The sequence below is a fragment of the uncultured Sphaerotilus sp. genome (assembly GCF_963924895.1).
Classification (GTDB): Bacteria; Pseudomonadota; Gammaproteobacteria; order Burkholderiales; family Burkholderiaceae_C; genus Sphaerotilus.
Genome location: NZ_CAWURG010000057.1, coordinates 1 through 23,526 on the forward strand (window position 1 = coordinate 1; position 23,526 = coordinate 23,526).

The following is a 23,526-nucleotide window of genomic DNA, read 5'->3' on the forward strand; positions in this document are numbered from 1 at the left end:
ATCCCTTGCTGGAACTGGATTCGGTTCATCGGCATGTGCTCGCTCCTGCGCTTTGTCTGCCTTCTACGCTACGCCTGATCGTCGGCTGGGGCCTTGCTGAAGATCATTGCTAATCAGGAGGTGACTTGCCCGGACGGATACCCACCCGCTGCACGCCGGGACAGGAGATTGCAATGGACTACCGGACGCTGTGCCTCGTTGGCACACTCGTGACGCTGCCGTTCGGCCTGGGCTTTGCCCTGCTGCCGCAGCCGATGCTGGCGCTCTACGGCATGACGCCGGTGGGCGCGGCGCTGGCGCTGATGGGGCGCTACTTCGGTGTGACGCTGATCGCCTTTGCGGCGGCGATGTGGGGCTTTCGCGAGATCCGCCCCGACGGTGTGCAGCAAACCGCTGCGCGCCTGCTGGCGGCGGCGGAACTCTGCGGGCTGCTGGTGAGCCTGCAGGGGGTGATGGCGGGCACGGTGAACGCGCTGGGCTGGTCCACCGTGGTGATCTACGGCTTCTTCACCGTGGCCTGGGCGCGGCTGGCGATGCGGCGCGCCTGACCCCGCGGGTGGGATCTGACCAAGGACGCAGCTCCTCCATGTGCTGGCGCAGGTACTCGATGACGATGCGCCGGTGTTCGCTGCCGCGCACGGGGGGCGAGCCGTCCGCGGTCGCGTTCGTGGTGTCCCTGCACAAGTCCGGCATGTGCGCGGACATGGTCTTGAGAATGCCGCGCCACGCCTGCTTGACCGCATCGGCGGAGATACCCAGCCGATGGGCGATGGCGCGGTCGGTCTCGCCTTGCAGGGCGTGGATGACCACGGTCTGAAGCGACGCCGGCAGGCTGAGCGCTGGCGCGCGCGGGTGCAGCAGCCACAGCGACAGCGGGTGGAGGGCGCCCGGAGGCTGGTCGCTGCGGTCGAGTACGTGCTGGTGCGGCTCGCTGTCGGGCGGCAGGCCCTCGGCGGCATCGAAGACGTGGGCCAAACGGAAGCCACCCGCCGTCATGTAGGCGCCACTCGGCCGGCCGTAGACCTCGCCCAGCAGTCGGCGCACGTTGAAGCCGGCATGGCAGAAGTACCAGGCCGCCGGGCCGAGTGGCATCAGGCGCTGGCTGTCCGGGTGCGTTAGGTCGTGCTCGCGCTGCAGGTAGAGCGTCATCAGCAGGCTCAGGCCCTCCCCGGCGTTGGCGCGCGCGATCTCGCGCTGGTCGAGGAAGGGCTGGTGACCGTCGAGCACCATGCCGTACAGGCGGTCCATCAGGTAGGGCTGGGGCGTGCGCATCAGCGCGTCATGGACCTCGTCGCGCACGAAATGGCTGGTGCCGATGGCCTCCAGACGCGGGCCGTGCGGCGTGCGCAGGTCTTCCCAGACCACGAAGGACTTGGGGTAGCGCCGGTCCTGCGCCAGCCAGTCGGCCCACAGCTGCGGCAGGTGTTCGCGCACCCGCGGCGACAACACGCAGCGTCCATTGTTGTCGAGCAGATCGAGGCAGGCGGGCAGGTCTCCGTCCTGTGCCAGGCGATAGCGCATACGGTCGTTCTCCCTTGCTCCAGATCGAAGCAGTCCCCATTTTCGGGACTTTTGCTCGTTTGACAAATGCGCAGAATCGGAGCAACGAGATCCTCGGGAGGGGCCATGTTGACAGGACACGAACAACGCTGCGAATTGTTCACTTCTTCGCTGCCTGCGGTGCTGCGGATGGGCCTGCTCGGCCCGCCGCAGCTCTGGTGGCGGGGCACCGATCTGGCCCGGCGCCTGCCGGACAAGCAGCAGGCGCTGCTCTACGTGATTGCCGTCGAGGGCCACGCGGTCTGCCGCACGGTGCTGGCGCGGCTGCTGTGGGGCGACTGGCCGGAAGAGGCGGCGCGCGCCAATCTGCGCGTGGCGCTGTCGGCGCTGCGCAGGGTGCTGCCGGGCGTGCTGGACATCGACGCCCGCCGCGTCGGCTTCGCGGGCGTGGGGACGACCGTCCTCTCCGATCTGGAACTGCTGACCGATGCGCTGCTGCCGGGTGCACCCGCCGCGTGCCGGCTGGCCGGGGCGCGGGTGTGGCGCGGCGGGCTGCTGGCGGACTTCGCGTTGCCGGGCTGCGACGAGTTCGAGCGCTGGTGTGCCCTGCAGCGCCAGCACGCGTCGGCGATGGCGCTGGCGCTGCAGCGCGAGCTGGTGCATGCCAGCGAAGCCGCCGGCGAGATCGACACGGCGATCCGCCACGCGCGGGCGCTGTTGCACATCGACGGCGCCGACGAGGCCGCCCACATGGCCCTGATGCGGATGCTGGCCGGCCAGGGCGAGCGCACCGCGGCGCTGCGCCAGTACGCCGAGTGTGCCGCGGCGCTGGCCGAGCAGTTCGGCGCCCGGCCGTCGGCCCGCTGCTACGCGCTCTATGTGCGCATCCATGCGGACACGCTGCCCACGCGGGTGGAGATGTTCGAGCAGATGGCGGCGGTCGCTGGTGCGGCGGTGCCGCCAGCCGGGGGGGATGGCGTGCCCGGTCTGCTGCCGCGCATCCACTGAAGCGGCGGTCACAGGCGAGCGCTGCGGGACGGTGGCGACACTAGAATCATCCGATGCACGCTTCGGATGGTGTCCGCCATCCGGAATCCTGTTTGTGCCCTAGTCCCGCCCCGGAGCCCCCATGACCCAAGCCCCCGCCGACCTGTCCCACATCGCCTCGCGCGACAAGGCCGAGATCCTCGCCCAAGCCCTGCCTTACATCCGCAAGTTCCATGGCAAGACCATGGTCATCAAGTACGGCGGCAACGCGATGACCGACCCGGCGCTGCAGCAGGCCTTCGCCGAGGACGTGGTGCTGCTCAAGCTGGTCGGCATCAACCCGATCGTCGTGCACGGCGGCGGCCCGCAGATCGATGCGGCGCTCGCCAAGATCGGCAAGAAGGGTACCTTCATCCAAGGCATGCGCGTCACCGACCAGGAAACGATGGACGTGGTCGAGTGGGTGCTCGGCGGCGAGGTGCAGCAGGACATCGTCGGCCTGATCAACGCCGCTGGCGGCAAGGCGGTCGGTCTCACCGGACGCGACGGCGCCATGATCCGCGCCCGCAAGCTCAAGCTGCATGACCTGAACGACCCGACGGTCGAGCACGACGTCGGCCAGGTCGGCGAGATCGAGTCGATCGATCCGAGTGTCGTCAAGGCGCTGCAGGACGACCAGTTCATCCCCGTCATCAGCCCGATCGGCTTCGGCGAGCAGAACGAGAGCTACAACATCAACGCCGACCTGGTGGCGTCCAAGCTGGCCGAGATCCTCAAGGCCGAAAAGCTGATGCTGCTGACCAACATCAAGGGCGTGCTCGACAAGGCCGGCAACCTGCTGACCGAGCTGACCTCGCGCCGCATCGACGAACTGGTCGAGGACGGCACGATCTCGGGCGGGATGCTGCCGAAGATCGCCGGCGCGATCGACGCGGCCAAGTGCGGCGTGAATGCGGTGCACATCGTCGATGGGCGCGTGCCGCATGTGCTGCTGCTGGAGATCCTGACGGACCAGGCCTTCGGGACGATGATCCGGGCGCGCTGAGGTGCCGATGCCGCGCGGCAAGGCTGGGGCACCGGTCTGGCTCTTCGACCTCGACAACACCCTGCACGACGCCGGCGGCGCCGCGTTCGCGCAGATCACCGAGTCGATGACGGTCTACATGGAGCGCGAACTCGCGCTGAGCCGGGCCGAAGCCGAGCGCCTGCGCGGGCGCTACTGGCAGCGCTACGGCGCCACGCTGCTCGGGCTGGTGCGCCACCATGGTGTCAAGGCGGCGCACTTTCTGCACGACACCCACGCGCTGCCAGGTCTGGAGGCGCGTCTGCGCAGCCACCCGCACGACCTCGCCGCGCTGGGCCGTCTGCGTGGCCCCAAGTTCATCCTCACCAACGCGCCGCAGGCCTACGCCGAGCGGGTGATGGCGGCACTCGGCCTCGGGCGCTACTTCGACGGCGTGATCGGCATCGAGCAGATGGCGATGTTCGGCCACCTGCGCCCGAAGCCGGACGCGCGGATGCTGCGCACGATCGCGGTACGGCTGAAGGTGCCGGTGCATCGCTGCGTGCTGGTCGAGGACACGGTCGGCCACCAGAAGGCGGCGCGGCGCATCGGCATGCGCACGGTGTGGATGCAGCGGTGGCTGCGCGACGGGATCCATGGGCCGGAAGCGGGGCTGGCGCTGGCGCGGCGGCCGGTTTATGTGTGTGCCCGTGTGCGCAGCTTGCTGGCATTGACCCGCTGGCGTTGAGCAGCGCGCCGCTGCGACGCCAGCCCGTCTGGATTCAGGCGGCTTCGGACGCGCGCGGCTTGCGTGGGCGCCCGCCCAGCTTGCCGTTGGCACGGGCAGCATCGGCTTTGGCTGGGGTTGCAGATCGGCCACCGAGTGCGCCGATCTGGCCCATCCAATGCCGAGTGCCGAGAACCCCTCGCACCAGTGCGGGGACGTACAGATCGGCGTCCAGCCTGGGCCAGTACAGGCCGAGTCCGGCTGCGGAGATTTCGATGGTCTCCAGATCCGACGAGGCTGCGCCAGCGAGACCCTCTGCCAGCGCCACCGGAAATTCGAATGCGCAGCCGTTGTCGAGTTCGACGTGGATGCGGCCTGCATCGTGCCGGGCGGATGTGGCCAGTGGTCCCCGTGCCAGCGTGCGGCGTCCAGCTTCGGATGCCTTGGCGAAAGTGGCTTCATCAATCATCGACAGCTCCTGTTCAGCGGTGGTCATGCCAGCGTGCCCATTCGCGTCCGAGGTGGGCCAGGTGGGTCAGCAGATAGGCTTCGATTTCCCGCAATGCCTTCAGGGCCGAGCACATGCACGTGCGGTGGCCGGTGGTCGTTGGTGTAGATCACCACACGCCAGCCGTTGAGCGCAGGGAGAACTGTGGGCATGTGCCATGTTAACCCAATGGTCCTTGGGTTTTATGGGCCTGCCGCACCCGTTTGCCGCCCATCCGCCAATGCACACGTGTGCCAGAATCCGCAGCCTTCAGGCGCTGGCCCGCTGGCGCTGAGGTCCGCCGATCCACCCTTGACGCTCCGACCCCGTGCTCGATCCGATGCCCGACACCCCCGATTCCGCCAGCCCGTCCAACGCAGCGCCCGCCGCGGCGCCCGTGCGCAAGCGGCCCAAGCCGGGCGAGCGTCGTGTGCAGATCCTGCATGCGCTGGCGCAGATGCTGGAGCAGCCCGGCGGCGAGCGCATCACCACCGCCGCGCTGGCCAGCCGCCTGGACGTGAGCGAGGCGGCGCTCTACCGCCACTTCGCCAGCAAGGCGCAGATGTTCGAGGGCCTGATCGAGTTCATCGAGTCCAGCGTCTTCACGCTCGTCAACCAGATCATCGAGCGCGAGCCGGACCCGCGCGTGCAGGCCGCGCACAGCGTCGCCGTGCTGCTGCAGTTCGCCGAGAAGAACCCGGGCATGGCGCGGGTGATGGTGGGCGACGCGCTGGTGCTCGAACACGAGCGGCTGCAGGCGCGCATCAACCAGTTTTTTGACCGCATCGAGTCGCTGCTGCGCCAGAGCCTGCGCCTGGCCGCCGATGCGCGCGGCTCGCTCGCCCCGACCGCCGAGGCCGCCGCGCAGGCGTCGATGCTCACCAGTTACTGCCTCGGGCGCCTGCAGCGCTTTGCCCGTTCCGATTTCAAGCGCAGCCCGGTCGAGCACCTCGACGCGTCGCTGCAGATGATGATTCACTGAGGCCACATGAGCGATTTCACCAGCCTGATCACCCGGGCCGAGGCGCTGCTGGCGCGCCTCGAAGCCGTCCTGCCCCACCCGTTGAGCGCGCCGGACTGGAACGCGTCCATCGCCTTCCGCTACCGCAAGCGCGGTCAGGGCGGCGTGCTGGAGCCGGTGCGCCACATCGCGCCGCTCGCACTCGCCGACCTGAAGGAAGTGGACACGCAGAAGGAGCGCCTGCTGCGCAACACCGCGCAGTTCGTCGCCGGCCGCCCCGCCAACAACGTGCTGCTGACCGGCGCGCGGGGTACGGGCAAAAGTTCGCTCATCAAGGCCTGCCTGAACACCTTCGCCGACCAGGGCCTGCGCCTGATCGAGGTGGACAAGGCGGATCTCACCGACCTGCCGGACCTCGTCGACCTGATCGCCGAGCGCCCCGAGCGCTTCATCGTCTACTGCGACGACCTCAGCTTCGACGAGGGCGAGTCCGGCTACAAGGCGCTGAAGTCCATCCTGGACGGCACGGTCGCGCAGACCAGCGACAACGTGCTGATCTACGCCACCAGCAACCGCCGCCACCTGCTGCCCGAGCAGATGAAGGACAACCTTGGCGCCACCTACACCGACGACGGCGACATGCACCCCGGCGAGGCGGTGGAGGAGAAGGTGTCGCTGTCCGAGCGCTTCGGCCTGTGGGTGAGCTTCTACCCGTTCAGCCAGCGCGAGTACCTGACCATCGTCGGCCAGTGGCTGCGGCATTTTGGCGTGACCGAAGCGGCGATCGAGGCCGCACGCCAGCCGTCGCTGCTGTGGGCGCTGGAGCGTGGCTCGCGGTCCGGGCGTGTCGCCTACCAGTTCGCGCGTGACTACGCGGGCAGCCATGCGCTCCCGACGGACGCGGCTGCGGGCGCACCGGCGATCAGCCAGGACGTGCCGGACGGTCTCGACCATGCCTGAGGCCGCGGCGGTGGTGGCTGGCGAGCGCACGCCGGTGGACGTCGCCGTCGGCGTGCTGATCGAGCGCGATGCCGCCGGTCGGGAAGGCCGTTTCCTGCTGACCTCGCGCCCCGAGGGCAAGGTCTACGCCGGTTACTGGGAGTTCCCGGGTGGCAAGCTCGAAGCCGGCGAATCGGTGGAAGACGCGCTGCGCCGCGAGCTGCACGAGGAACTCGGCATCACCATCGGCCACGGGCCGGACGCGGTGCAGCCCTGGCAGCAGCTCGTCATGGACTACCCGCACGCGCGGGTGCGGCTGCACTTCTGCAAGGTGTTCGTCTGGACCGGCGCCTTCGAGATGCGCGAGGCGCAGCAGATGGCCTGGCAGACGCTGCCGGTGGCCGTGGTGCCGGTGCTGCCGGGCACGGTCCCGGTGCTGCAGTGGTTCGCCGAAGAGCGCGGCCACACCGGACCGACGCACCGCGACGCCAGCGTCTGAGTCAGGGGCTGCCCTGGTCGTCCGGCGGCTCGACCGCGGCGACGCGGAAGGACTCGCTCGCCCAGGCGCCGAAGTCGCGCTGGCGGCAGCGTTCGCTGCAGAAGGGGCGCCACGGATTGCTGGGCGCGAACAGCGTCAGCTCGCGGCAGGTCGGGCAGGGCACTTGCGGGGCCGGGCGTGTCGCGCCGGCCGGGGTGTCGTTCGGATTCATGCGGTGACGTGAAGCGGTTCAGGCGCACAGCGTCAGCGGGAGCTGGACGCTGTCGGTCATCGGGCGCAGTTTGCCCTCGTGGTCGGCGCGGGTCAGCCGGATCGCCAGCAGCACGCGGTTGCCGCTGATCTCGGGGATCAGGTGCGCGCCAGGATCGACCTGCAGCCGCGCCAGCAGCAGCGGGCGGCTGCCGGTCAGGTTCTGCTGGAACAGGCCGCTGCGGAACGGCACCATCTGCGTCACCCCCGCCTCGCGCAGCAGGCCGAGGTTCACCTCCAGCGCTTCCGCCAGCGGGTCCAGCACGCCGACCCAGCGCAGCAGGTCGTGCCGGCGCCGGTTGGCCGGTTCCTGCTGCCAGGCGAAGTAGGCGGGCAGGTCGAACTCGCAGGTGCCGCCGGGAATGTTGATCCGGCTGCGCACGCTCATGAGCCACTCGTTGGAGGACAGTGTCTGCTCGGGTTTGGCGGCGGTCGCCTGCAGCCGGCGGTGGGCGCTGCTGATGCGGTCGATGGCGAGGTTGAGCGCCCCTTCCGAGATCGACGGATTGCCACGGTAGCCCTCGAAAATTTCGTGCTGGCGGGCCAGTTCCTGCAGCAGGTCGGCGCGGAAATCGGTGCGCGAGGTCACGTCCATGATCTCGAACAGCGTCGCCAAGGCGTAGTGGTGGTCGGTGGCGGAGTCACGCGGCACGAGCTGTGCCAGACGTGTGAACAGACGCTCCAGCCGCAGCATCGTGCGGATGCCTTCAGTGAAAGGGTATTCGTAGTAGATCAAGGCCATGCGCTCCCACGGTCCGGGCGCTGGCGCGGCCCGTTCGAAACCATTGTTTCACAGCCAGCCGGACCAGATCCTTCGAACTTCGGCCGCCAATTCTTCCAGTTCCAGCCCGTCGTTGACGATCACGTCATCGGCCACCGCCAGCCGCTGTGCCCGGCTGGCCTGCTGGTCGATGATGCGCTGCACGGCCTCGGCAGTCCAGCCATTGCGCTGCATGACGCGGGCGATCTGCGTCTCGACAGCACAGTCGACCACCAGGATCCGGTCCACCCGGTCGCGCCAGCGGCCGGACTCGACCAGCAGCGGCACGTCGAACACGACGATCGCGCCCTCCGGCGCCGCAGCGGCCTCGGCGCGGGTGTCCTCGCCGATCATCGGATGCAGGATGGCTTCCAGTGCGCGGCGCTGCGCCGGATCGGCGAAGACCCGCTCGCGCATGCGGGTGCGGTCCATCGCGCCGTTGTCGGCGATCACCTCGGCGCCGAACTGCGCGGCGATGGCGGGGATGGCCCGTCCGCCGGGGGCGGTGAGGCGGTGGGCGATGGCGTCGGTGTCGACGACCCAGGCGCCCAGGTCACGCAGGATGCGGCAGACGGTGCTCTTGCCGCTGCCGATGCCGCCGGTCAGGCCGACGCGGCGCACCGGGTTCACGCCCAGCCCATCCACCGCATCACCCGCTCGCTGCCGGCCAGCAGCACGACCGCGCCGCCACCCGCCAGGAATGGCCCGAAGGGCACGTAGCGGCCTTCACGCAGACTGGCGCTGAGCTTCATGCTGATGCCCACCACCGCACCCAGCAGCGAGGCACCCAGCACGATCGGCAGCAGCATCGACGGACCGAGCCAGGCGCCCAGTGCCGCGAGCAGCTTGAAGTCACCGGCGCCCATGCCGTCCTTGCCGGTGGCGAGCTTGAAGAGCCAGAAGATGCTCCACAGGCTCAGGTAGCCAGCCACCGCGCCCCAGAGCGACTGGCTCAGCGTCAGCGGAATCCAGCCCATCGCCGCGGCGATCAGGCCGGCCCAGGCCAGCGGCTGGGTCATCGAGTCGGGCAGCAGCGTGGTGTCCCAGTCGATCAGCGACATGGCCAGCAGCATGGCCGCGAAGGCGCACCACAGCAGCGTCACCGGCTGCGCGCCGAAGCGCCAGCCGATCGCGGCGAACAGCAGCCCGCAGCCGGCTTCGACCAGCGGATAGCGCTTGCTGATCGGGGCGCGGCAGGCCGAGCAGCGCCCGCGCAGCAGCAGCCAGCCGAGCAGCGGGATGTTCTCGTGCCAGTGCAGCACGTGGCCGCAGTGCGGGCAGCGCGAGCGGGGGCGCGCCAGGCTCAGTGGTGAGCCATCGTCGCCCGGTGGGTGGGCGGCTTCGACGCCGAGCAGCTCGGCGCTCTCGGTGCGCCACTGCCGCTCCATCATCAGCGGCAGCCGGTGCACCACCACGTTGATGAAGCTGCCGATGCACAGCCCGAACAGCGCGAGGGCGGCCGGCGACAGCAGCGAGGCCATCGCCACGGGATCGAATTCCATGCGCTCAGACCACCTGACCAAGCTTGAAGATCGGCAGGTACATGGCGACCACGATGCCGCCGATGATGGTGCCCAGGATCACGATGATGATCGGCTCCATCAGCGTCGACAGTCCCTTGACTGCCTCGTCCACTTCCTGCTCGTAGAAGTCGGCGACCTTGCCGAGCATCTGGTCGAGCGAGCCGGACTCCTCGCCGATCGCGCTCATCTGCAGCACCATGCTCGGGAAGAGTCCGGTGGACTGCATCGACGAGGTCAGTGCCGCGCCGGTGGCCACGTCGCGCTGGATCTGCTCGGTGGCCTGCGCGAACACCGCATTGCCCGAGGCGCCACCGACCGAGTCCAGCGCCTCCACCAGCGGCACGCCAGCGGCGAACATGGTGGACAGCGTGCGGCACCAGCGCGCGACCGTGGCCTTGTGCACCAGATCGCCGAACACCGGCATCTTGAGCAGCGCCCGGTCCAGCGCAACCTGCATCTTGGGCGAGCGGCGCCAGCTCTCGATGAGGAAGTAGATCGCACCGGCGATGCTGCCGAAGATCAACCACCAGTACTGGACAAAGACCTCCGAAATCGCGATCACGATCAGCGTCGGGGTCGGCAGGTCGGCACCGAAGGAGGTGAAGATCTGCTTGAACGAGGGGATCACGAAGATCATGATCACCGCCACCACGACGAAGGCCACGACCAGCACCGCCACCGGATAGACCAGCGCCGACTTGATCTTCTGCTTCAGCGCCATGGTCTTTTCCTGGTAGGTCGCCAGGCGGTCGAGCAGGGCGTCCAGGATGCCGGCGGATTCGCCGGCTTCGACCAGATTGCAGTAGAGCGCGTCGAAATGCAGCGGATGCCGGCGCAGCGCTGCGGACAGGCTGGTGCCCGTCTCCACATCGCCACGGATGTCGTTGAGCATGCGCGTCAGGCGCGGATTCGGGCTGCCACGTGCCACGATGTCGAAGGCCTGCAGCAGTGGCACGCCCGAGCGCAGCATGGTGGAGAGCTGCCGCGTGAAGATCGCGATGTCCTTGCCCTTGATCGCCTTGCCGCCCGACATCCGGCGCTTCTTGACCTTGTTGACCAGCACGCCCTGCCGGCGCAGGCTGGCACTGACCATGGCCTCGCCGCCGGCGCGCATCTCGCCGCGCACGGCCTTGCCGTTGCGGTCGCGACCTTCCCATTCAAAGACAAAGTCCTTGACCTTCTTCGATGCTGATGCAGCCGCTGTGGCCATTGCGTCTCCGTCCGCCGGTCACCGGCTCATTGGTTGGTGACCGAAATCACTTCTTCCAGTGTCGTCACCCCCGCGCGAACCTTGAGCAGGCCCGACCCGCGCAGGTCACGCACGCCGTCGCGCTGGGCCTGGGTGGCGATGTCCAGCGCATTGCCCTGCGCCAGGATGATGCGCTGGATCGCCTCCGTGATCGGCATGACCTGGTACAGGCCCACCCGTCCGCGGTAGCCGTTGTTGCAGGCCGAGCAGCCGATCGCCTTGTAGGGCTTCCAGCTGCCGTCGAGTTCTTCGCTCTTGTAGCCGGCGCGCAGCAGCGCCTCGCGCGGGAAATCGGCGGGCGCCTTGCAGTTCTCGCACAGCCGCCGCGCGAGCCGCTGCGCGGTGATCAGGATCACGCTGGCGGCGATGTTGAACGGCGGCACGCCCATGTTGAGCAGCCGGGTCAGCGTCGTCGGCGCGTCGTTGGTGTGCAGCGTGGACAGCACCAGGTGGCCGGTCTGTGCGGCCTTCATCGCGATGTCGGCCGTGTCGAGGTCGCGGATTTCGCCGACCATGATCACGTCCGGATCCTGGCGCAGGAAGGCCTTCAGCGCGGTGGCGAAGTTCATCCCCGCCTTGTCGTTGACGTTGACCTGGTTGACGCCGGGCAGGTTGATTTCGGCCGGGTCTTCCACGGTCGAGATGTTGATGCCGGGCTGGTTCAGGATGTTCAGGCAGGTGTAGAGCGACACCGTCTTGCCCGAGCCGGTCGGGCCGGTGACCAGGATCATCCCGTAGGGCCGCTTGATCGCCGCGAGCAGCCGATCCTTCTCGTCGCGCTCGTAGCCCAGCGCGTCGACGCCGAGCTTGGCCGAGGACGGATCCAGAATACGGATCACGATCTTCTCGCCGAACAGCGTCGGCAGCGTCGAGATCCGGAAGTCGATCGCCTTGTTGCCGAACTTCAGCTTCATGCGGCCGTCCTGCGGCACGCGCTTCTCGGCGATGTCCAGCCGGCTGATGACCTTGATGCGCGAGGCCAGCTTGTCCTTGATCGCGATCGGCGGCTGCGTGATCTCGCGCAGTTCGCCGTCGATGCGGAAGCGCACCCGGTAGGTGTTCTCGTAGGGCTCGAAGTGCAGGTCGGACGCGCGCATGTTGATCGCGTCGATCAGCATCTTCTGCAGGAAGCGCACGACGGGCGCGTCCTCGACCTCGGCGGTGACTTCCTCGTCGGGCTTGGCGTTGGGGTCCTGTTCCTCGACGTCGAAATCGAACTCGCCCGAGACGATCGAGTCCAGCGCGTCATTGGCCGAGGTGGTCTTGGCGTCGACGATGCGGGCCAGCTTGTCGTACTCGACGATGACCCACTCGGGCGTGAGCTGCGTGGCGAACTTGATGCGGTCGACCGCTTCCTGGTCGGTCGGGTCGGCGCCGCCGATGAACAGCCGGTTGCCGCGCTTGCCCAGCACCAGCACCTGGTACTGCGACAGCGTGCGCGTGTCGACCAGGTTCTGCGGCAGGCGGGTGACGTCGACGACATCCAGATCCAGCAGCGGAATGGCGAGCGCCGTCGACAGCGAATGCGCCAGATCGGCCGGGCTCAGGGCCTGCGCGGCGACCGCAGCGGAGACAAAGCTGCGGCGCTGCTCACGGGCCGTGCGCGCCAGGTCTTCTGCCACCCGCGAGGTGATCTTGCCGGCGTGCACCAGCACGCGCGCCACCCCGGACAGGGTGCTCTGAGGTCCATCGTTGAGGGTGTCGGTTGCCACGGGGTCGGTCGGAACGGCGGGATGTGGGTCGGAATTGAAAATCGAATGGCGGATGATCGGTGATCCGGCCCGTGCTGTAAATCACGTCGGGCAACCCCGGGCAGCCCCGGGCGGTCGAAGTCAGGCTCCGGCTGTCCGAGGGTCCGCTTGTAACGCAGCCGCCTCGCTCCCGGACAGCCACCTGTCGTCCAGAGGGCCTTGCTGTATCAATTTCTTTCAAATCAGCGAGAAAAATCACGTCAGTGACGGGGCCTGTGCGACGCAGCGCCTGCCCTTGAAATGGCTGCGCCAGCCCCCATCCTCCAAGCCATCCGGGGCAGCCACAGGCCACCGGAACCCCCCAAGAGAGCCAAGAGAGACCCGACCGACCATGGACAAGCAAACCCTGTCATTCCAGGCCGAAGTGAAGCAGCTGCTGCACCTCGTCACGCATTCGATGTATTCGAACAAGGAGATCTTCCTGCGCGAGCTGGTCTCCAACGCGTCGGACGCCTGCGACAAGCTGCGCTTCGAGGCCCTGAACAACAACGCGCTGTTCGAGGACCAGCCCAACCTGGAAGTCCGTGTCAGCTTCGACAAGGCCGCCCGCCGCATCGTCATCAGCGACAACGGCATCGGCCTGTCGGCGCAGGAAGCCATCGAACACCTCGGCACCATCGCCAAGAGCGGCACCAAGGAGTTCATGGGCAAGCTCGAAGGCGAGCAGGCCAAGGATGCCAACCTGATCGGCCAGTTCGGCGTGGGCTTCTACTCCGGCTACATCGTCGCCGACCGCATCACGGTGGAATCGCGCCGTGCCGGTATGGCGATCACCGAAGGCGTGCGCTGGAGCAGCGAAGGCACGGGCGACTTCGAGGTCGAGACCATCACCCGCGAGCACCGCGGCACCGATGTCATCCTGCACATCCGCGAAGGCGAGGACGAGTTCCTGTCCACCTGGAAGCTCAAGTCCATCATCAGCAAGTACAGCGACCACATCTCGCTGCCCGTGCTGATGCGCAAGGAAAGCTGGGACGCCGAGAAGGGCGAGAACGTCATCTCGGACGAGTGGGAGCCGGTCAACAAGGCCGCAGCACTCTGGGCGCGCAGCAAGAGCGACATCACCGACGCCGAGTACAAGTCCTTCTACGAGCAGCTCACCTACGACACCACCCCGCCGCTGGCCTACACGCACAACCGCGTCGAAGGCCGCACCGAGTACACGCAGCTCCTCTACATCCCGGCCAAGGCGCCGATGGACCTGTGGAACCGCGACAAGCGCGGCGGCGTGAAGCTCTATGTGAAGCGCGTCTTCATCATGGACGACGCCGAAGCGCTGATGCCGACCTATCTGCGCTTCGTCAAGGGCGTGATCGACTCGGCCGACCTGCCGCTGAACGTGAGCCGCGAGTTGCTGCAGGAAAGTCGCGACGTGAAGGCGATCCGCGAAGGCTCGACCAAGCGTGTGCTGTCGATGCTCGAATCGCTGGCCGACCACGAGGACGCCGCCGAGCAGGCCAAGTACGCCGCCTTCTACAAGGAGTTCGGCGCGGTGCTGAAGGAAGGTGTCGGCGAGGACCACACCAACCAGGAGCACCTGGCCAAGCTGCTGCGCTTTGCCTCGACGCACGCCGACGAGGGCGTCTCCTTCGCCGACTACGTGTCGCGCATGAAGGAAGGCCAGGAAGCGATCTACTACATCACCGCCGACACGCTGGCTGCCGCCAAGAACAGCCCGCAGCTCGAGATCTTCAAGAAGAAGGGCATCGAGGTGCTGCTGTTCACCGACCGCGTGGACGAGTGGATGCTGAGCCACCTCTACGAGTTCGAGGGCAAGAACCTGCAGAGCGTCGCCAAGGGCGCGGTCGATCTGGGCTCGCTCCAGGACGAGGAAGAGAAGAAGCAGGCCGAAGTCGCCGCCGAAGGCTTCAAGCCGACGCTGGACCGCCTGAAGACCGCGCTGGGCGAACGCGCCAAGGACGTGCGCGTGACGACCCGCCTGGTCGATTCGCCCGCTTGCCTGGTGACCGAGGAGGGCGACATGAGCGGCCACCTCGCCCGTCTGCTCAAGCAGGCCGGTCAGGCCGCGCCGTCGTCCAAGCCGGTGCTCGAAGTCAACGCTGACCACGCGCTGGTCAAGAAGCTCGCCGCACTGCCGGAAGGCTCGGGCAGCTTCGACGACCTCGCCCAGGTGCTGTTCGACAACGCGCTGCTGGCCGAAGGCGGTCAGCTCGACGACCCGGCGGCGCACGTCAAGCGCATCCAGGCGCTGATCCTGGGCTGATTCAGGGCGCCCGTCGCGCGGCAGGTCAGGCGATGAGCGGCTCTTCCGCCATCGCCTCGATCTGCTCGTGCAACTGCGTCGTCTGCTGCGCCCAGTAGGACGGGCTCTCGAAGTTCGGGAACGCGATCGGGAAGGCCGGGTCGTTCCAGCGCCGCGCGATCCAGGCGCTGTGCTGGACGATGCGCAGCGTGCGCAGCGGCTCGATCAGCGCCAGCTCGCGGCGGTCGAACTCGCGGAAGGTCTCGTAGCCGTCGAGCAAGGCGCCGAGTTGCGCCTGCATCTCCTGCCGGTCGCCACCCAGCAGCATCCACAGGTCCTGCACCGCCGGGCCGTTCACCGCGTCGTCCAGGTCGACGAAGTGCGGTCCCTGGCCGGTCCACAGCACATTGCCGGCGTGGCAGTCGCCGTGGATCCGCAGCAGCGCCAGCGGGCCGTGGCGCTCGAAGCGCACATCCACCGCATCCAGCGCCCGCAGGCAGGCGCTGTGCCAGCCGCCGAGCGCGCCCATGGGCAGCAGGTCGCTGTCCACCAGCCACTGCACCGAGGCGCGCGCCGCTGTGCTGCCGTCCAGCGTCACGCGGTGCTCGAAGCGCTCCTGCTGGCCGACCAGGTGCAGCCGCGCCAGAAAGCGGCCGATCCACTCCAGCGTCTGCGGGTCTTCGAGTTCGGGGGAGCGACCGCCACAGCGCGGGCTGACGCCGTAGCGCCAGCCGTCCAGCTTGGCCAGCGTGGGCGGGTCGCCGAGCAGTGCGATGCCAGCCGCTTCCGGGCGGAGATCGTCAGCGATGCGCAGGGCCAGCGGCGGCACGGCGGGCACTTCGGCGGCGGCCAGCGCCTGCGTGAAGCGGTGTTCTTCGAGGATCTGCGCGTCGCTCCAGCGGCCGGTGCGGTAGAACTTGGCCACCACCACGCCCGGCAGCGGCGCCGCGGGGTCGAGGCTTTCTTCCAGATGGACCTGGAAGACGCGGTTCTCGTAGGAGTTCAGCTGCAGGATGCGGCCGTCGCCGCGCAGGCCGGCGGCGTCGAGCGCGTCGAGCACCGCGTGCGGGGTCAGGCCGGCGTAGGGCTGATCGGCGAGCGGGGCGGGGTCATGGGATGCGGTCGTCATGCCGCATCCTAGACCAGCCCGCCGCGCTGGGCAGGCCTCAGCGGCGGCCGATGATGTCGCCGCCCGCGTCGCCCGGCGGGCCGAAGTCGCCCGGCTGGAACTTGCTGGTGGACGGGCCAGCCCAGTTCTTCGGGCCGGCGGTCGGCGCGGCGGGGCTGCGCACGGGGGTGTCGTCGAAGGGGTCGCGCTGGGTTTCCGGCGCAAAGAACGAATCCTGCGAGAAGCCGGACTCGTACCACTGGCCACCGGCGGCAGCTGCGGCGCCGGGCATGGCGGGCGGCGCGGGCGGGGCAGGGTGGTGCGGGGCCGTGGGCTGGCTGGCGGTCGGCCGGGGTGTTGCCTCCTGCGGCATGCCGGGGACGCCCGGCCGCTGGCTGTCGCCGCCGGTGGGCACCAGCAGCTGCAGCTCGGTGGCGGTGGGCAGCTGGTCCGAGCGGCAGCGCACGTAGCGGATGCGGCAGGCTTCCAGCACCGCCAGCTTGATGGCCGAGACGCGCTTGGCCGGCGGGCGGTTCGGGCGCTCGATGTCCACGGCGGCCAGCACGCGGCCGTTTTCCGCGCAGACCACGAAGCTCACGTGGATCGGGCCGAGCAGGTTGAACCAGTAACGCAGTTCCTCGCGGTCCTCCGGCTGGCAGAAACGCACCAGCGGCAGCTTGGCCAGGATGGTGTGGTGCGGCAGCGCGGTGCGCAGCTGGCGGTAGAGCGCGCGCTCTTCGGGCGAGAAGATCGGGCGCTGGGTCAGCGGCCACTCGGTGGGCAGGTCGACGGACTTGGCGGACGACGCGCCGCCGGAGCGGCGCAGCACCAGGACCGCCAGTCCGACGATGCCGGCGATCGCGGCGAGGGCGAGGATCCAGACTTGGGTGGGCATGGTGCGTTCCGGGGAAATGAAGTGAACAGGTCAGTACTGAATCGGCAGAAGCGGCCGGGACTTGGGCGCCATCCTATGCAATTATGTAACTCGTTGTGAATACCTTGTCTGAGTGAAACGTGTTCCTGATTCAGGGACCGGAAACGAAAACGGCAGACACGAGGTCTGCCGAAAGTGCGATGGATGCGACGAATCAGGCCGTTGCAGCGCTGATCCGGTCTCTATCGTGGAGCATCGCCCGGCATTCTGAGCAGCCGATGCTGGAACTGCCGACACCGTGCCCAGACGTACTGGAGGCGCCGTTGCTGGGCTTTCACGAGGTAGTTGAGGTCGGCCGCGTGGTTGAAGAACAACTCTTCGACGTGGCTCATCAGGCTATCCGGCGGCAGTTGCAGCCAAGCTTCCGATTCACCGCCGTCGCGGTGCATGTCGGCACCGGCCTTGCGGGCGATGCGCAGCATGGCGGTGTTTTCGCTCAGGGCGTGGATGAAGAGGCGATCGACGCCGTGGTTGCGCGCATGGCGCACGGCGTAGGTGAACAGGCGCCCGCCGAAGCCCTTGCCGCGCGCCCGGTCATCGACCGAGACGGCAAATTCCGCCATGCGGCTCAGGCCGTGGTTGGCGCTGGCCAGCTGGCTGTAGGCCAGGTGCGCGATGGCAACCAGGTGCAGGCGCCGGTTGAAGATGCCGAACACGTCGTCGTGTGTGAAGTCCAGCGATGCGGCATACGCACGAATGCGATCGTCATTGGCCGCATAGCCGAATCGCAGGTAGCGATCACGGTCGCCGAGTCCCAGCAAGTGCTGAAGAATCTGCGTGCGATGGACTTCGCCCAGCGGCCGGATCGGAACCCAGCCGGACCGGGGCGAGGTCCTAGAGTGGTTAGTTACAGTACCCATGGGAACGACTGTAGGTGTAAACCCTTAAATCGAACCATCCCTAAGTCGAGAGTCCCTCATGTTCGTGTTGCATTGCAGCATTTTTCCTTCTGGAGGCGGCCGGTGTCGCAACGTAGAGCGTTCCTGAGCACCCTTGGCGGCCTTGGCGTGGCGAGCACTACGGCTTGGCTGACCGGTTGTGCAGCTTCGGGGCGGCGGGCTGCGGCCGGCCGGCCACCACACCGGGCGATCGATGCCGCCGATCTGGCCCTGCTGGACCGCCTCACCTGGGGTGCGAGCGCGGCCAGCGTCGACGATTGGTCGCAGCGTGGCCGCCGCGACGCCGTGCAGGCGCTGCTGCACCCGCCGCAGGACACCGCGCTGCCCGCGCCGGTGCAGGCGGCGATCGACGCGATGTCCATCACCCAGATGCCGCTGCCGGCGCTGGTGGCCGATCTGGAGCAGCGCCGCCGCGCCGACGACCGCCAGGACTACCAGCAGCGCCTGGCCACCGTCGTGCGCGAATCGGCCAGCCGCTCGCTGCTGCTGGCGCTGCATGCGCCGCACGGCCTGCGCGAGCAGATGGCCTGGTTCTGGTTCAACCACTTCAACATCGGGCAGACCAAGGCCAATGTGCGCATGCTGTTGGGCGACTACGAGCAGTCCCTGCGCCCGCATGTCCTGGGCCGCTTCCGCGACCTCCTGGTGGCCAGCACGACCCATGCAGCCATGCTGCGCTACCTGGACAACGACCAGAACGCCGCCGGTCGCCTCAACGAGAACCTCGCCCGCGAGCTGATGGAGCTGCACACGCTGGGCGTGGACGGCGGCTACAGCCAGCGCGATGTGCAGGAACTCGCCCGCGTGCTCACCGGACTGGGTGTGAACCTGAGCGACACGCCGGCCAAGGTGGCGCCGAAGCTGCAGCCGCTCTACCGCCGCGAAGGGCTGACCGAGTTCCACCCCGGTCGCCACGACCTGGGCGACAAGACCGTGCTCGGGCAGACCGTCAAGGGCGGGCGCGGCTGGGACGAGATCCTGGAGCAGCTCGGCATGCTGGCCCGCCACCCGGCGACCGCGCGCCACATCTGCCGCAAGCTGGCCGTGTTCCTGGTCGCGGACGAGCCGCCACCCGCGCTGGTCGAGCGCCTGAGCCAGCGTTTTCTCGCCACCGATGGCGACATCGCGCTGACGCTGGAGACGCTGATCGCCGCGCCCGAGTGCACCGCCTCGCTGGGGCGCAAGTTCAAGGATCCCGTGCACTACGTGCTGTCGGCGCTGCGGCTGGTGGCGGATCCGCAGGCGCCGCTGCTCGACGTGGCCCCGGTGATGAATGCGCTCAACCGCCTGGGCCAGCCGCTCTACGGCCGCGCCACGCCGGACGGCTACCCGCTCGACGAAGGCGCCTGGAACGGCTCCGGCCAGATGGCGGCCCGTTTCGAGGTGGCGCGCACGCTGAGCCGCCTGCCTGGCGCGCCGGGGCGCGGGGCCTCGCTGCCGGACGAGACGCTGATGCGCCCCTTGAGCGAGCGCACCCGCAGCGTGCTCGCCAAGGCCACCACGCCGCAGGACCGCCACGCGCTGCTGCTGTCGTGCCCCGAGTTCATGCTGCGATGACCCTGGACCGTGGACCGGAACCAACCGAGGAACTGCCGATGACGCTGCTGCGACGCGATTTCCTGAAGCGGGCCGCCGCCGTGCCGCTGGCGAGTGGGGCGGGCGCGCTGTGGGCGGCGTCCGCGGCCACGCCGCGGCTGCTGGTGGTCTTTCTGCGCGGGGCCTACGACGCGGCGAGCGTGCTGGTGCCGGTGGGCAGCGACGACTACTACGAAGCCCGACCGCGCATCGCCATCGCCCGCCCTGGCAGTGGCGCCGACGCTGCGCTGGCGCTGCCGGACCAGTCCGACTGGGGGCTGGCACCCGCCTGGGCCGATTCGCTGCTGCCGCTCTATGAACGCGGGCAGCTCGCCGCGATCCCCTTCGCCGGCACGCATGACCTGTCGCGCAGCCACTTCGAGACGCAGGACCACATCGAACTCGGCCAGTCCGACGACCCGGCTGCGGTGCGCGACTTCCGCTCCGGCTTCCTGAACCGGCTGGTCGAGGTGCTCGGCGCGCGCGACGCCACCGCGCTGACCAGCGACCTGCCGCTGATCCTGCGCGGCGCGGTCAAGGTGCCGAATCTGGCGCTGGGCTCGGTCGGCCGCGGCGGGGTCGATGCACGCCAGACCGAGCTGATCCGCCAGATGTACGCCGGCACGCGGCTCGCCGGCCCGGTCAACGACGGCTTCGACGTGCGCCAGGCCGCGCAGCGCGAGCTGATGGGCGGCATGGAAGCGGCCAGCCGCAACGCGATCACCACCCGCGGCTTCGAGGGCGAAGCCCGCCGCATCGGCCGCCTGATGCGCGAGCGCTACCGGCTCGGCTTCGTCGATGTCGGTGGCTGGGACACGCACGTCGGGCAGGGCGCGGGCACCGGCGCGCTCGCCACCCGCGTCGGCGAACTCGGCAACGGGCTGGCCGCGCTGGCGCAGGAACTGGGCGAGGCGGCGTGGCGCGACACGGTGGTGGTCGTGCTCAGCGAATTCGGCCGCACCTTCCGCGAAAACGGCAACCGCGGCACCGACCACGGCCACGGCTCGACCTGGTGGGTGCTGGGCGGCGCGGTGCGCGGCGGACGCGTCGTGGGCGAGCAGGTGGCCGTGCGGCAGGCGACGCTGTTCCAGAACCGGGACTGGCCCGTGCTCAACGAGTACCGCGGCGTGTTCGCGGGGCTGTTCCAGCAGATGTACGGGTTGTCGGCGGCGCAGCTCGGGCGGGTGTTCGACGGTGTCGCGCCGCTGGGGCTCGGGCTGGTCTGACCGGGCGCTTCCAGCTTCGACTCGGAACCACTGCACGCATCCGCTCGCCCTCGTCGCGCAGCGCGGCCAGCGCCTGGCCGTCTGCTCAAGTTCATGCGCTGGATACCGATGACGACGTGTCACGCCGCGGTCGTTGGGAGTCACATGTTGAGATGAAGTGATTCACCGGAACTGCTCACGCATGACCGCGCACTTCTTTGCTTCGTGATTTGCCATTCCCATCAGAGTCGTTGCACATGAACCCGCACCAGTCCGGCAGTCCCACGTTTTCCGTCGCAGTCATCGGTGCGGCGATGGGCCTGTTCACCGGCACATGCACGGCCCAGCAGTCTGAGGCGGAAGGCAGCGGCATTCGGATCAGTGGTTTTGGGACGCTCGGCCTTGCCCACGCGGACGCCCCGGCGGGCTGGGGTTTTCTTCGAAGCCTCGAGCAGCCGGCCAGCGCGCGGAGCACCCGTGCGGACATCGATTCTCGGCTCGGCGTCCAGCTGAACTACGTTGCGACTGCACAGGTCGAAGGGGTCGCCCAGTTGCTGGCCACGCGCCGTCTTCCCAGTGCAGTGACCAGCGACGCCGTGGAGTGGGCCTTCGCAGCCTATCGGCCGACGGCCGACCTGGCGTTCCGAGCGGGACGCCTGAACCTGGACCAGTTCGTGATGTCCGACTACCGCAACGTCGGATTCGCCTACCTGTATGCACGGCCGCCGGTCGAATATTACGCAACGATTCCGAGCAACCTCGACGGGGCGGATGTCACCCGCACCTGGGACGTCGGCGATGCACGCTGGCGCGCCAAAGGCTTTGCCGGGCGCTCCAAGTCCGTCGGGATGCCGCTCACCAAGGTGCTGGGACTCGCGCTCACCCGCGAATCGGATGGTCTTGTGCTTCGGGCCGGATGGTCGCGTGCCAATATCGCGCGCAACAGCGACGGGATCACCGCTTTGCGCGAGGGGCTCGACCAGGTTCTGGCTTTGCCCATCTCCAGCATTTCGGCTGAAGCAACGGCTCTGCAGAGCGCCCTGGACTTGGCGGCCACTCCACTGACCTATGCCACGCTCGGCATGACCTATGAGCGAGGCGAGTGGCACACAGCGGCGGAACTGACCCGGATGTCGTTCAGAAACGGCACCATCATGGCCGGCTATGCCGGCATCGGCCGACATGTCGGGGCGTTCACCTGGTTCGGGATGGTGAGCCGGGCCAGCGATGCCACACCGGCCCTGGCCACGCCGGCATGGGGGGCACAGTTGGCACCCGCCATCGGCCCTGCGGCAGCGCAGCAGGTCCAGGTGCTTGGGGCGACTGCGGCCTTCGTGGCCAACCTGTCGAGCCGCCAGACCACCCTGTCCGTGGGCGGGCGCTGGGACATCCATCCCCGGATGGCGCTCAAGGCCCAGTGGGACCATGTCAAGGTCGACGCCAACGGCGCCCTGCTGTGGGCCAACCCGACCGGTGATGCTGGCCGCGCGAACATCACTTCCGTCGTCCTGGACTACGTGTTCTGAGGGTGGCCATGAAAGCCCGTCTCAGTCACCTTCTGGTCTTGGGCACCGCGCTCTGTGCGCCGCTTGCCCATGCTGACTTTTACCTGGTGGTGCCGTCTGCCAATCCGCAGACGACGCTGACCCAGAAAGAGGCCGTCGACCTGTTCATGGGGCGCAACCGCGCCTTTCGCAATGGCGATCCCGCCCAGGTCTACGACCTGCCGCGCGACACCGCCATGCACGCCGACTTCTACCAGCGCTTGACCGGCCTGGGCCCCGCTCAAGTCAACAGCTTCTGGGCCCGCCTCCTGTTCTCGGGGCAGACCATGCCACCGCAACCCGTGGTCGACGAGGCCGCGATGATCGAGACCTTGAAGCGCAACACCAAGGCGATCGGCTGGCTGCGCAAGGACCCGGCGGACAAGCAGTTGCGGATCCTGCTCGTCCTCAAGGAGTCGAATTGAGCGAGCGCATCGCCCGGCCATTCGGCTTCGTCAGCCTTCGGCTGCGCTTCCTGCTGACCGTCCTCCTGGGGGCCATCCTGTTCTCGGCAGCGGCCGGCACGATCGCCTACCAGCTCGGACGTTCACGCGCCATGGACAACAGCCGCCAGACACTCGAGGGGCTGGCGCGCGCTGTGGAAAAGACGGCCGCCGTCGGCGCCTACGCATCGGACAAGGTCCTGCTGCACGAGATCGCGGATGGTCTGGTTCGCAACGATCTCGTGGCGGTTGCCGAGGTGAAGTCGGCACATGGTGAATCACTGGGCCTCAGCCAGCGCGGTGGCGTGCTGCCCGGGCATGAGGGCCTGCTGATCGAGGCGCCCCTTCGGTCTCCGTTCGATCCATCCGAGGTGCTCGGCGTGCTGCGCATCCGGGGCGATGGGGACCGCATCGCCGCCGTGGCCAACCGCGAAGCCGTCACGCTGGCGGCACTGATGATCGGCCAGACCGCCCTGATTGCGGTGTTGCTCTTCGTCGCCGCCACGCGCCTCTTCTCGAAGCCGCTGCAGCGCCTGGCGAAAAAGCTGCACGCCATACCGCCCGGGACCACGAGACATCTGACCATCCCCCACCAGCACCGATCCGACGAAATCGGCATGCTGATCGAGAGTGCGAACGCGCTGATCGACACCAATGCACTGGCCATGGAACGCGAGCGCGACGTGCGAGCCGGTGTCGAAGCCACTGTCGAGCAGCGGACCGCCGAGTTGCGGGCAGCGAAGGAGCTGGCCGAAGCGGCGAGCGTCGCGAAGTCGCAGTTTCTGGCCAACATGAGCCACGAGATCCGCACGCCCATGAACGGTGTCATCGGGATGTCCGAACTGCTGATGTCGACTTCGCTGGCACCGCGGCAGAAGCACTTTGCACGCTCGCTGCAGTCGTCGGCGGACGCCATGATGCGGCTGCTCAACGACATCCTGGACTTCTCGAAGATCGAGGCCGGGCGCATGGAGATCGAG

24 protein-coding genes are annotated in these 23,526 nt (G+C 68.3%); 13 read left to right on the plus strand and 11 right to left on the minus strand.

Going from position 1 to position 23,526, the window contains the following annotated elements:
• The first annotated feature begins 173 nt into the window (after nucleotides 1-173).
• Entirely contained in the window at nucleotides 174-548 is a 375-nt protein-coding gene (locus AABN02_RS19735) for a hypothetical protein (RefSeq protein WP_338416623.1), read from the plus strand.
• On the opposite strand, the gene AABN02_RS19740 is transcribed toward AABN02_RS19735, so the two are convergent.
• A complete protein-coding gene (locus AABN02_RS19740) occupies nucleotides 508-1,521 on the minus strand; it encodes a hypothetical protein (protein ID WP_338416624.1) in 1,014 nt (337 codons plus the stop codon). The two genes, AABN02_RS19735 and AABN02_RS19740, sit on opposite strands and share 41 nt — an antisense overlap.
• 105 nt (nucleotides 1,522-1,626) lie before the next feature.
• Here AABN02_RS19740 and AABN02_RS19745 point away from each other — a divergent pair, with 105 nt between their 5' ends.
• The 3 genes from AABN02_RS19745 to AABN02_RS19755 all read left to right on the plus strand — a co-directional run bounded on the left by AABN02_RS19745 (nucleotide 1,627) and on the right by AABN02_RS19755 (nucleotide 4,238).
• Nucleotides 1,627-2,508: a BTAD domain-containing putative transcriptional regulator gene (locus AABN02_RS19745; RefSeq protein ID WP_338416625.1), complete on the plus strand. Its 882-nt coding sequence runs from the start codon at nucleotides 1,627-1,629 to the stop codon at nucleotides 2,506-2,508.
• A gap of 121 nt (nucleotides 2,509-2,629) precedes the next feature.
• Nucleotides 2,630-3,532 (plus strand): acetylglutamate kinase, encoded by a 903-nt coding sequence (gene argB, locus AABN02_RS19750; RefSeq protein WP_338416626.1) that lies wholly within the window; start codon nucleotides 2,630-2,632, stop codon nucleotides 3,530-3,532.
• Between the two features lie 7 nt (nucleotides 3,533-3,539).
• Nucleotides 3,540-4,238, plus strand: coding sequence for a pyrimidine 5'-nucleotidase (locus AABN02_RS19755; protein ID WP_338416627.1), 699 nt, complete (start codon nucleotides 3,540-3,542; stop codon nucleotides 4,236-4,238).
• Between the two features lie 34 nt (nucleotides 4,239-4,272).
• On the opposite strand, the gene AABN02_RS19760 is transcribed toward AABN02_RS19755, so the two are convergent.
• A complete protein-coding gene (locus AABN02_RS19760; protein ID WP_338416628.1) occupies nucleotides 4,273-4,713 on the minus strand; it encodes a DUF2442 domain-containing protein in 441 nt (146 codons plus the stop codon).
• Nucleotides 4,714-5,044: 331 nt separating this feature from the next.
• Between AABN02_RS19760 and slmA the strand changes: the two genes are divergently transcribed.
• Genes slmA through AABN02_RS19775 form a run of 3 tightly spaced genes read left to right on the plus strand, consistent with a single transcriptional unit; the run spans nucleotide 5,045 to nucleotide 7,103 of the window.
• Entirely contained in the window at nucleotides 5,045-5,686 is a 642-nt protein-coding gene (gene slmA, locus AABN02_RS19765) for a nucleoid occlusion factor SlmA (RefSeq protein ID WP_338416642.1), read from the plus strand.
• Nucleotides 5,687-5,692: 6 nt separating this feature from the next.
• Nucleotides 5,693-6,625 carry an ATP-binding protein gene (locus AABN02_RS19770; RefSeq protein WP_338416629.1) on the plus strand — a complete coding sequence of 311 codons (933 nt, stop codon included), beginning with the start codon at nucleotides 5,693-5,695 and terminating at the stop codon, nucleotides 6,623-6,625.
• A complete protein-coding gene (locus AABN02_RS19775; RefSeq protein WP_338416630.1) occupies nucleotides 6,618-7,103 on the plus strand; it encodes an NUDIX domain-containing protein in 486 nt (161 codons plus the stop codon). Before AABN02_RS19770 ends, AABN02_RS19775 begins: the two co-directional genes overlap by 8 nt.
• A 1-nt stretch (nucleotide 7,104) precedes the next feature.
• Here the strand turns inward: AABN02_RS19775 and AABN02_RS19780 are convergent, their stop codons facing one another.
• Genes AABN02_RS19780 through pilB form a run of 6 tightly spaced genes read right to left on the minus strand, consistent with a single transcriptional unit; the run spans nucleotide 7,105 to nucleotide 12,596 of the window.
• Complete coding sequence (locus tag AABN02_RS19780; protein ID WP_179634127.1) at nucleotides 7,105-7,314, minus strand: DNA gyrase inhibitor YacG; 210 nt, start codon at nucleotides 7,312-7,314, stop codon at nucleotides 7,105-7,107.
• Between the two features lie 18 nt (nucleotides 7,315-7,332).
• Nucleotides 7,333-8,088, minus strand: a complete 756-nt coding sequence (gene zapD / locus AABN02_RS19785; protein ID WP_338416643.1) for a cell division protein ZapD — start codon at nucleotides 8,086-8,088, stop codon at nucleotides 7,333-7,335.
• Nucleotides 8,089-8,142: 54 nt separating this feature from the next.
• Entirely contained in the window at nucleotides 8,143-8,733 is a 591-nt protein-coding gene (gene coaE / locus AABN02_RS19790) for a dephospho-CoA kinase (RefSeq protein ID WP_338416644.1), read from the minus strand.
• A 5-nt stretch (nucleotides 8,734-8,738) separates the two neighbouring features.
• Nucleotides 8,739-9,614 (minus strand): A24 family peptidase, encoded by an 876-nt coding sequence (locus tag AABN02_RS19795; protein WP_338416631.1) that lies wholly within the window; start codon nucleotides 9,612-9,614, stop codon nucleotides 8,739-8,741.
• A 4-nt stretch (nucleotides 9,615-9,618) separates the two neighbouring features.
• On the minus strand, nucleotides 9,619-10,845 hold the full coding sequence (locus AABN02_RS19800) for a type II secretion system F family protein (RefSeq protein ID WP_338416632.1): 1,227 nt from the start codon (nucleotides 10,843-10,845) through the stop codon (nucleotides 9,619-9,621).
• 26 nt (nucleotides 10,846-10,871) lie between these two features.
• Nucleotides 10,872-12,596 (minus strand): type IV-A pilus assembly ATPase PilB, encoded by a 1,725-nt coding sequence (pilB, locus tag AABN02_RS19805; protein ID WP_338416633.1) that lies wholly within the window; start codon nucleotides 12,594-12,596, stop codon nucleotides 10,872-10,874.
• A 370-nt stretch (nucleotides 12,597-12,966) separates the two neighbouring features.
• Here pilB and htpG point away from each other — a divergent pair, with 370 nt between their 5' ends.
• On the plus strand, nucleotides 12,967-14,859 hold the full coding sequence (gene htpG, locus AABN02_RS19810) for a molecular chaperone HtpG (RefSeq protein ID WP_338416634.1): 1,893 nt from the start codon (nucleotides 12,967-12,969) through the stop codon (nucleotides 14,857-14,859).
• Nucleotides 14,860-14,884: 25 nt separating this feature from the next.
• Here htpG and AABN02_RS19815 read toward each other — a convergent pair whose 3' ends face one another.
• The 3 genes from AABN02_RS19815 to AABN02_RS19825 form a co-directional block, all read right to left on the minus strand.
• On the minus strand, nucleotides 14,885-15,967 hold the full coding sequence (locus AABN02_RS19815; protein ID WP_338416635.1) for a serine/threonine protein kinase: 1,083 nt from the start codon (nucleotides 15,965-15,967) through the stop codon (nucleotides 14,885-14,887).
• 37 nt (nucleotides 15,968-16,004) lie between these two features.
• Nucleotides 16,005-16,841: a DUF2726 domain-containing protein gene (locus tag AABN02_RS19820; RefSeq protein WP_338416636.1), complete on the minus strand. Its 837-nt coding sequence runs from the start codon at nucleotides 16,839-16,841 to the stop codon at nucleotides 16,005-16,007.
• Between the two features lie 221 nt (nucleotides 16,842-17,062).
• Nucleotides 17,063-17,740 carry a GNAT family N-acetyltransferase gene (locus AABN02_RS19825; RefSeq protein WP_338416637.1) on the minus strand — a complete coding sequence of 226 codons (678 nt, stop codon included), beginning with the start codon at nucleotides 17,738-17,740 and terminating at the stop codon, nucleotides 17,063-17,065.
• A gap of 102 nt (nucleotides 17,741-17,842) precedes the next feature.
• Between AABN02_RS19825 and AABN02_RS19830 the strand changes: the two genes are divergently transcribed.
• The 5 genes from AABN02_RS19830 to AABN02_RS19850 all read left to right on the plus strand — a co-directional run.
• Complete coding sequence (locus AABN02_RS19830; protein ID WP_338416638.1) at nucleotides 17,843-19,336, plus strand: DUF1800 domain-containing protein; 1,494 nt, start codon at nucleotides 17,843-17,845, stop codon at nucleotides 19,334-19,336.
• Nucleotides 19,337-19,380: 44 nt separating this feature from the next.
• Nucleotides 19,381-20,580, plus strand: coding sequence for a DUF1501 domain-containing protein (locus AABN02_RS19835; RefSeq protein ID WP_338416645.1), 1,200 nt, complete (start codon nucleotides 19,381-19,383; stop codon nucleotides 20,578-20,580).
• Nucleotides 20,581-20,816: 236 nt separating this feature from the next.
• On the plus strand, nucleotides 20,817-22,085 hold the full coding sequence (locus tag AABN02_RS19840) for a hypothetical protein (RefSeq protein WP_338416639.1): 1,269 nt from the start codon (nucleotides 20,817-20,819) through the stop codon (nucleotides 22,083-22,085).
• Between the two features lie 8 nt (nucleotides 22,086-22,093).
• The gene (locus AABN02_RS19845) at nucleotides 22,094-22,528 is read left to right on the plus strand and encodes a hypothetical protein (RefSeq protein WP_338416640.1); all 435 of its coding nucleotides are present in this window, start codon (nucleotides 22,094-22,096) and stop codon (nucleotides 22,526-22,528) included.
• The coding region (locus AABN02_RS19850) for a histidine kinase dimerization/phospho-acceptor domain-containing protein (protein ID WP_338416641.1) at nucleotides 22,525-23,526 on the plus strand (1,002 nt) is incomplete at its 3' end. The genes AABN02_RS19845 and AABN02_RS19850, both read left to right, overlap by 4 nt.